The organism is Bacillus sanguinis (genome assembly GCF_018332475.1).
Lineage (GTDB): Bacteria > Bacillota > Bacilli > Bacillales > Bacillaceae_G > Bacillus_A > Bacillus_A sanguinis.
This window is the reverse complement of the sequence record NZ_BOQB01000252.1, coordinates 1-5,777: the sequence shown is the minus strand read 5'-3', so window position 1 is coordinate 5,777 and position 5,777 is coordinate 1. Positions and strand designations below refer to the sequence as shown.

The 5,777-nt window shown below is 38.3% G+C and carries 8 protein-coding genes; 2 read left to right on the top strand and 6 right to left on the bottom strand.

Going from position 1 to position 5,777, the window contains the following annotated elements; genetic code table 11:
• Positions 1 to 209: 209 nt before the first annotated feature.
• The 3 genes from KI369_RS22885 to KI369_RS22875 all read right to left on the bottom strand — a co-directional run bounded on the left by KI369_RS22885 (position 210) and on the right by KI369_RS22875 (position 1,946).
• On the bottom strand, positions 210 to 662 hold the full coding sequence (locus KI369_RS22885; RefSeq protein WP_000226102.1) for a Ger(x)C family spore germination protein: 453 nt from the start codon (positions 660 to 662) through the stop codon (positions 210 to 212).
• A gap of 80 nt (positions 663 to 742) precedes the next feature.
• Positions 743 to 1,711 carry a spore germination protein gene (locus tag KI369_RS22880; RefSeq protein WP_228271847.1) on the bottom strand — a complete coding sequence of 323 codons (969 nt, stop codon included), beginning with the start codon at positions 1,709 to 1,711 and terminating at the stop codon, positions 743 to 745.
• The gene (locus KI369_RS22875; protein WP_002073809.1) at positions 1,644 to 1,946 is read right to left on the bottom strand and encodes an N-acetylmuramoyl-L-alanine amidase family protein; all 303 of its coding nucleotides are present in this window, start codon (positions 1,944 to 1,946) and stop codon (positions 1,644 to 1,646) included. The genes KI369_RS22880 and KI369_RS22875 overlap by 68 nt, the downstream gene beginning before the upstream one ends.
• Positions 1,947 to 2,307: 361 nt before the next feature.
• Here KI369_RS22875 and KI369_RS22870 point away from each other — a divergent pair, with 361 nt between their 5' ends.
• Positions 2,308 to 2,760, top strand: a complete 453-nt coding sequence (locus KI369_RS22870) for a hypothetical protein (RefSeq protein WP_000701228.1) — start codon at positions 2,308 to 2,310, stop codon at positions 2,758 to 2,760.
• A 254-nt stretch (positions 2,761 to 3,014) separates the two neighbouring features.
• Here the strand turns inward: KI369_RS22870 and KI369_RS22865 are convergent, their stop codons facing one another.
• From KI369_RS22865 to KI369_RS22855, 3 genes are all read right to left on the bottom strand, one after another.
• A complete protein-coding gene (locus KI369_RS22865; protein WP_033656251.1) occupies positions 3,015 to 3,590 on the bottom strand; it encodes a recombinase family protein in 576 nt (191 codons plus the stop codon).
• Positions 3,591 to 3,717: 127 nt separating this feature from the next.
• Positions 3,718 to 4,563, bottom strand: a complete 846-nt coding sequence (locus tag KI369_RS22860) for an AraC family transcriptional regulator (protein WP_000383881.1) — start codon at positions 4,561 to 4,563, stop codon at positions 3,718 to 3,720.
• 112 nt (positions 4,564 to 4,675) lie between these two features.
• Complete coding sequence (locus tag KI369_RS22855; protein WP_062822405.1) at positions 4,676 to 5,251, bottom strand: recombinase family protein; 576 nt, start codon at positions 5,249 to 5,251, stop codon at positions 4,676 to 4,678.
• A 147-nt stretch (positions 5,252 to 5,398) separates the two neighbouring features.
• Between KI369_RS22855 and KI369_RS22850 the strand changes: the two genes are divergently transcribed.
• Positions 5,399 to 5,777: DUF4158 domain-containing protein (locus tag KI369_RS22850; protein WP_212957496.1), on the top strand; the 379-nt coding region annotated here is incomplete at its 3' end.

The window sequence follows — 5,777 nt, the reverse complement described above, 5'->3', positions numbered from 1 at the left end:
GTTGATGGGCATGGGGTCCTACCAACAAAAAGCGCAAAACATACGCTAGGCAAAATTTAACATGACGAAACTGTTGAGTGACAATAAAGTTCTTTCCTTACCAATAAAGTTGTTTACTAATCGGTTTGTTTTATTACAATAAAGTCGTTTGCTTTTACCATAAGGTTGATAAATCAACTGTTTGAACGCATAAAAGTAAACAACTATTTTTATGCATTTGGCGAAAATCTAAAAAATGGGGTTGCCAGCAAGATTTCTTCAGGAGGCTCTCTTGTGCTAAACAGCCAGGCCAAGTACCTTATTTCACGATAACGGTTGATCAATTCCAGCACTTCTCCGACTTTGTTTTCCTTCATCAATCTCTCGCTGAACAAAATGGCAGAGATTTGTCCCAAGTTTAAGCGTTGTTGTGATGTACTGTACAAATCATTTGCCGCCTCCGTAAACGAGGAACCTTCGCCTTTGCCCACCCAAACCGGGGGCTGCTCCGCTTTTTGCTGTCCCTCCAGCTTGGCCACTGTCGAGAAATCAAGCAATTGCACATACAAGGTGTATTGGCCATCGACATAGTCTATTCCAACAGCCGTAGCATAGTTCATGTTTTGCACTTCATATCTGCTCCAGCAACCGGTAAGGGTGAGAAGAAGGAAAAGTGCAACCATACTTTTATATCTCCTCATTTATGCCTGTCCCCTTGCCTTGTAGAATCTCGTGTCTTCAACATGTCCGGTCGAGTGTTTCGCTATGGCCAAGGTAATCGAAACAAAGCGTTGGCCAAGTCTTTAAATGGAGGTGATATTGGGGCCAAGTAAGGCAAGCCGCATGAACGCAATGAGGCTAAATGGCTGAGCACAATAAATAATCCAAGAAAGAAGCCATAAATGCCAAGCGTGGCAGACAGAATGAAAAGAAAAAAGCGTAAGGTACTAATCGTTCCAGCCAATGATAGGCTCGATAAAGTTGAACCAAAGATTTGTGTAATTGCTCCGATGACAACGATACCTGGGGATAAGGATCCAGCACGAATGGCCGCATCCCCCAGGATAAGTCCTCCTACAACCGTTACCGTGGAGCCGACCGCAGAAGGCAATCGGATACCAGCTTCCCGCAGGATTTCTAAGAAGAGAAGTGCAATAAACATTTCAACTGCCACATCAAAAGGGATTCCCAACCGGTTAATCCCCAAAGTGGCAAGTAGATAATAGGGCAGCTGATCTTGATGATAGGAAAGAATGGCAACAAAAAATGCAGGAAGCAGTAGCGATACGGACAAGCCAAGTAAACGAAGCGTTTGACCAAATGTAGCTGCCAAAGCAGTAAAGTGGATATCTTCGGGTGCTTTCACAAGCAAAAATAAATTGGCAGGCGCAATCAACGCAGCCGGTGTACCATCCACAATCAACGCTACACGCCCATTGAGCATACAGTTCACGGTAAAGTCTGCTCTGCCTGTATACCCCATCAAAGGAAACAATGCTTTTGTCGGTTCCATTAATTCTTCTAGCTGAGTGGCGCTAAATGCTCCGTCAATGTGAAGATCATCTAATTTATTCTTTACATCTTGAACAATCTTAGGATCAACAATGTCACGCATGTAAAGAATTGCAACGGTTGTTTTCGTGCGAACGCCTACTTTTTTCGTTTCATAAACCATGCTGGTTGATTTGATTCGTTTCCGAATTAACGCCACATTGACTCCCACTTCTTCCACAAATCCATCCTTTGGCCCCCGTACCGAAAGCATTCGCATCATCTGTACGTTCTTTCAAGCTGCGCGTAATATCTGCTGTTCTACTCATTTTAATTTGCAGGCCTTCATAATGGTTTTCCAAGAGATTTCGGATGCTACGGGAAATATTTAAGGTAATTTCTTTTTCCTGCATCCCATTGCCAATAGCTCCTGGGTCCATTCTCCCGTGACCAGGATCTAAATATAATTTAAACATTTTACACCACCTCGTACAAATAAAATATGATCGAAGAGTAACGGAGGTATAGGAATTCGTCTGAGATACATATAAAAATAGGTGATGATAGGCATTACATTTCATTGAATCAGATGATTTATTTTAAAGCTAAGAAATTTTCCAAATACGAGACCATATGTATGAGCAGCAATTAATGTTCCATATTTTTCGTGGGTCAGGCAAACTCTTGTTCATCTAGACAGTAGGCTGATTGATTATTGATGCTTCTTTCTTAACAAAACACCTAAGTGATTCTCTGTGCATATACTGTATCATTACTACAGGATTATGATTAAATACAACTCAATCTATACATAAAATAATCAAGGAGAGGTTAATTTTGAAAATTCCAAAGACAGCCAAAGTTAGTATCCCCTTTCCATCCGTATGGGGGATTGATGCTTCTATTGCGGGGAGATCCATTATTAGAGGTATACTTACCATTGATTCCATTGTAGACAACAAAGTAGTAGGTACAGTTAATTTTCGTGGTATACCTATTCCGATTAATGGGTATTGGGACGAAAGCGCTAAACAAATAAGTTTCGATTCACCATATGCCTCCTTTTTTGGCAACTTGACAATAATTGATGAGACCGCTATAAGCATTCGGCATTTCATTTTAAGTGGACGGTTTATAATGAAACCTCCCTCTTTGCTGGCTGGTGAATACGGAAATTGGATTGCTACAACCTTTACAACCCGTTTGGGACCTCCCATATATACTAATGTTTTACCACCTGCTGGTGCCTTTTCAGTCTCAAGTATGCTCTTGGGACAGCAATTGTTTTAATTAGACCATGACTTTATAAAAACAACCTTCGTTTGTGATTGACTAAGGTTGTTTTTTATAAAGTGTTCTCGGAAAATACAGCCTTGCTTTAAATCTGAGTTTAGCGTATATCTCCGTTAAAATGTACTCGGAACCCTTTGATGATCGTGCCTAGTTAGATAAACAAATATTGATACTTCCTTATAGAAATAGCCTGCTTGGTTAGGTACGTTGTTTCACAATCCCCGGAAATTTTTAATATAAGTAATGAATGCTTATTTTTTTCCTTCCGATAGCTTTCTATATAAAGAAGCTCTAGATACATTTGTAATTTCACAAATTTGATTTACAGTCATATTTCCTTCTTTATATAGCTTTACTGCATAATTCATTCCTGCGTGATTTTTATGATATTTCTTTAACCGTCCTTTAAACTTCCCTTCTTTCTTTGCGAGCTCAATTCCTTCACGCTGACGCATACGAATAAGGTCTCGCTCTAATTGGTTAACACCAGCCATTACCGTAATTAAGAATTGGCTATATGGATTATCTTCTGATAAATCTAGCCATGTATCCTTAAGTGATTTTAAGCTTCCCTTTTTATTTCGTATTAAATCAATCAATTCAAATAAATCTTGCGTACTTCGAGTGATCCGAGTTAAATCTGTAACATAAATAATGTCACCTTCCTGTAAATCCTCTAACATTTTTTGAAGTTGTTCACGATCTTTTGTGGCTCCTGAAGTTTTTTCTTCATAAATAATATCCATTCCAATTTCGTTCAATTGCCGAAATTGTCTTGAAGGATTTTGGCTAGTCGAACTGACGCGTACATAACGGGGTGGCGTCAGGAAAATGCGGATTTACAACGATAAGGAATTTCCAATATAAAAAGCCTGATTTCCCATCACCTAAATTGAGAAATTAGGCTCTTTTTTCGTTACTCCATAAACAGCATTCTATTACTGAATATGTAATTTACTTCGGGATAACAGGGACCCAGAGTTCGTGTCTTGGTTTATGCTTCGGACCGTAATAACATTCTATACACGGTAAATTTGCAAGTTCATACTCGGAGGTAGGGACCCACTCGGAATATAAACGTTTCCATGCATCCACTATGTTCGGAAAAACTGCCCATGTACTTGCGGGAATAATAAGCGTCTCCATATTTTCTGGGGATTCCCCATCGTATCTTACGCCCATGAAATAGGAAAATTGTTCATCTGTGATGGCAGCTTCTTTTCCGCAAACCCCCAGAAGGCTTTCAAGCGTGCATTTTGGATTTTCCCATGACATATCTACTAGTTCTTGCATAAATCCATCTTTTTTCGCAGTGTTCCAAAGCGTAGGGATTGTTTTAAATGCTCTGCTTGTTTTTACTGGCTTGCTTTTTCCGACAATTCTTAATTCAAAATCAAGGTTTTCAATTCTGTAGTCCATCTCGGTATCTCCTTTAATAGAAATTTGAAAGGAAATTTTGGGAAAGGCTTTTAACTGTACCCCTCTATTACGAGCATTGGAAGGGGTTACCCCATGCATTTTTTGAAAAGCACGTGAGAAAGTATCAGAAGAAATATAACCATATTTAATTGCCACATCGATGATCCGAATATCACTTTTTTGAATTTCAAATGCTGCAAGTGTTAACCGTCTTCGTCTAATATATTCTGATAGCGATACACCTGAGATTGAAGAGAACATTCTTGAAAAATGAAACTCAGAACAGTTAGCTGCTTTTGCAATCTCTTTGTAGTCTATTTCTTCATCCAGGCTATTTTCAATGTAGTTTAACGCATTGTTCATTCTTTCTAGCCAATCCATAAGTTTACTCCCTTTCAATATTTACTTTAAAACAAAATAGATAATAATTACCGACATTTCATGCCTAAAAATATTGGTGAAAAAATACACCTTTTGATAGAATCAGGACAAACTATTTGTTTCTTTCCGATAGATTTCTATATAATGAAGCCCTAGATACATTAGTAATTTCACAAATTTGATTTACAGTCATGCCGCCTTCTTTATATAGTTTTACTGCATAATTCATCCCTGCGTGATTTTTATGATACTTCTTTAAACGCCCCTTAAACTTTCCTTCTTTCTTTGCTAACTCAATCCCTTCACGTTGACGCATACGGATAAGGTCGCGCTCTAATTGGTTCACACCAGCCATTACTGTAATTAAGAATTGGCTGTATGGATTATCCTCTGATAAATTTAGCCATGTATCCTTGAGTGATTTTAAGCTTGCCTTTTTCCTTCGTATTAAATCAATCAATTCAAATAAATCCTGCGTACTCCGAGTGATCCGAGTTAAGTCTGTAACATAAATAATGTCGCCTTCCTGTAAATCCTGCAACATTTTTTGAAGTTGCTCGCGATCCTTTGCTGCCCCAGAAACTTTTTCTTCAAAAATAATATCCATACCGATTTCGTTTAATTGCTGAAATTGTCTTGAAGGATTTTGGCTAGTCGAACTGACACGTATATAACCGATTTTTCGCAAAATATCACCTCGTTTTTGAGACAAGTCTTATGAGACACTCTTAACTATGATTTTATCAGTCTACTACACTTGTATCAATAGAGTACACTCTATTGATTTATAATTGAACTAATTAACTGAACAATTACAGAAATGAGATGATACTGTATGAAAGTTGCGAGAGGTAGAGAATTGCTTACATCGGAACAGCGACAGGTCCTTATGCAAATTCCTGAAGACGAGTGGGTGCTAGGAACCTACTACACTTTTTCCAAACGGGATTTAGAAATTATCAATAAGCGAAGGAGAGAAGAAAACCGTTTAGGGTTCGCCGTTCAATTAGCTGTTCTTCGATATCCCGGTTGGCCATACACTCATATCAAAAACATCCCGGATTCAGTCATACATTATATATCAAAACAAATCGGTGCTAGTCCATCCTCGCTAAAGCTTTATCCTCAAAGAGACAATACACTTTGGGATCATTTGAAAGAAATTCGAATTGAATATAAACTAGTAACTTTTACTCTGAAAGAATATAGAATGA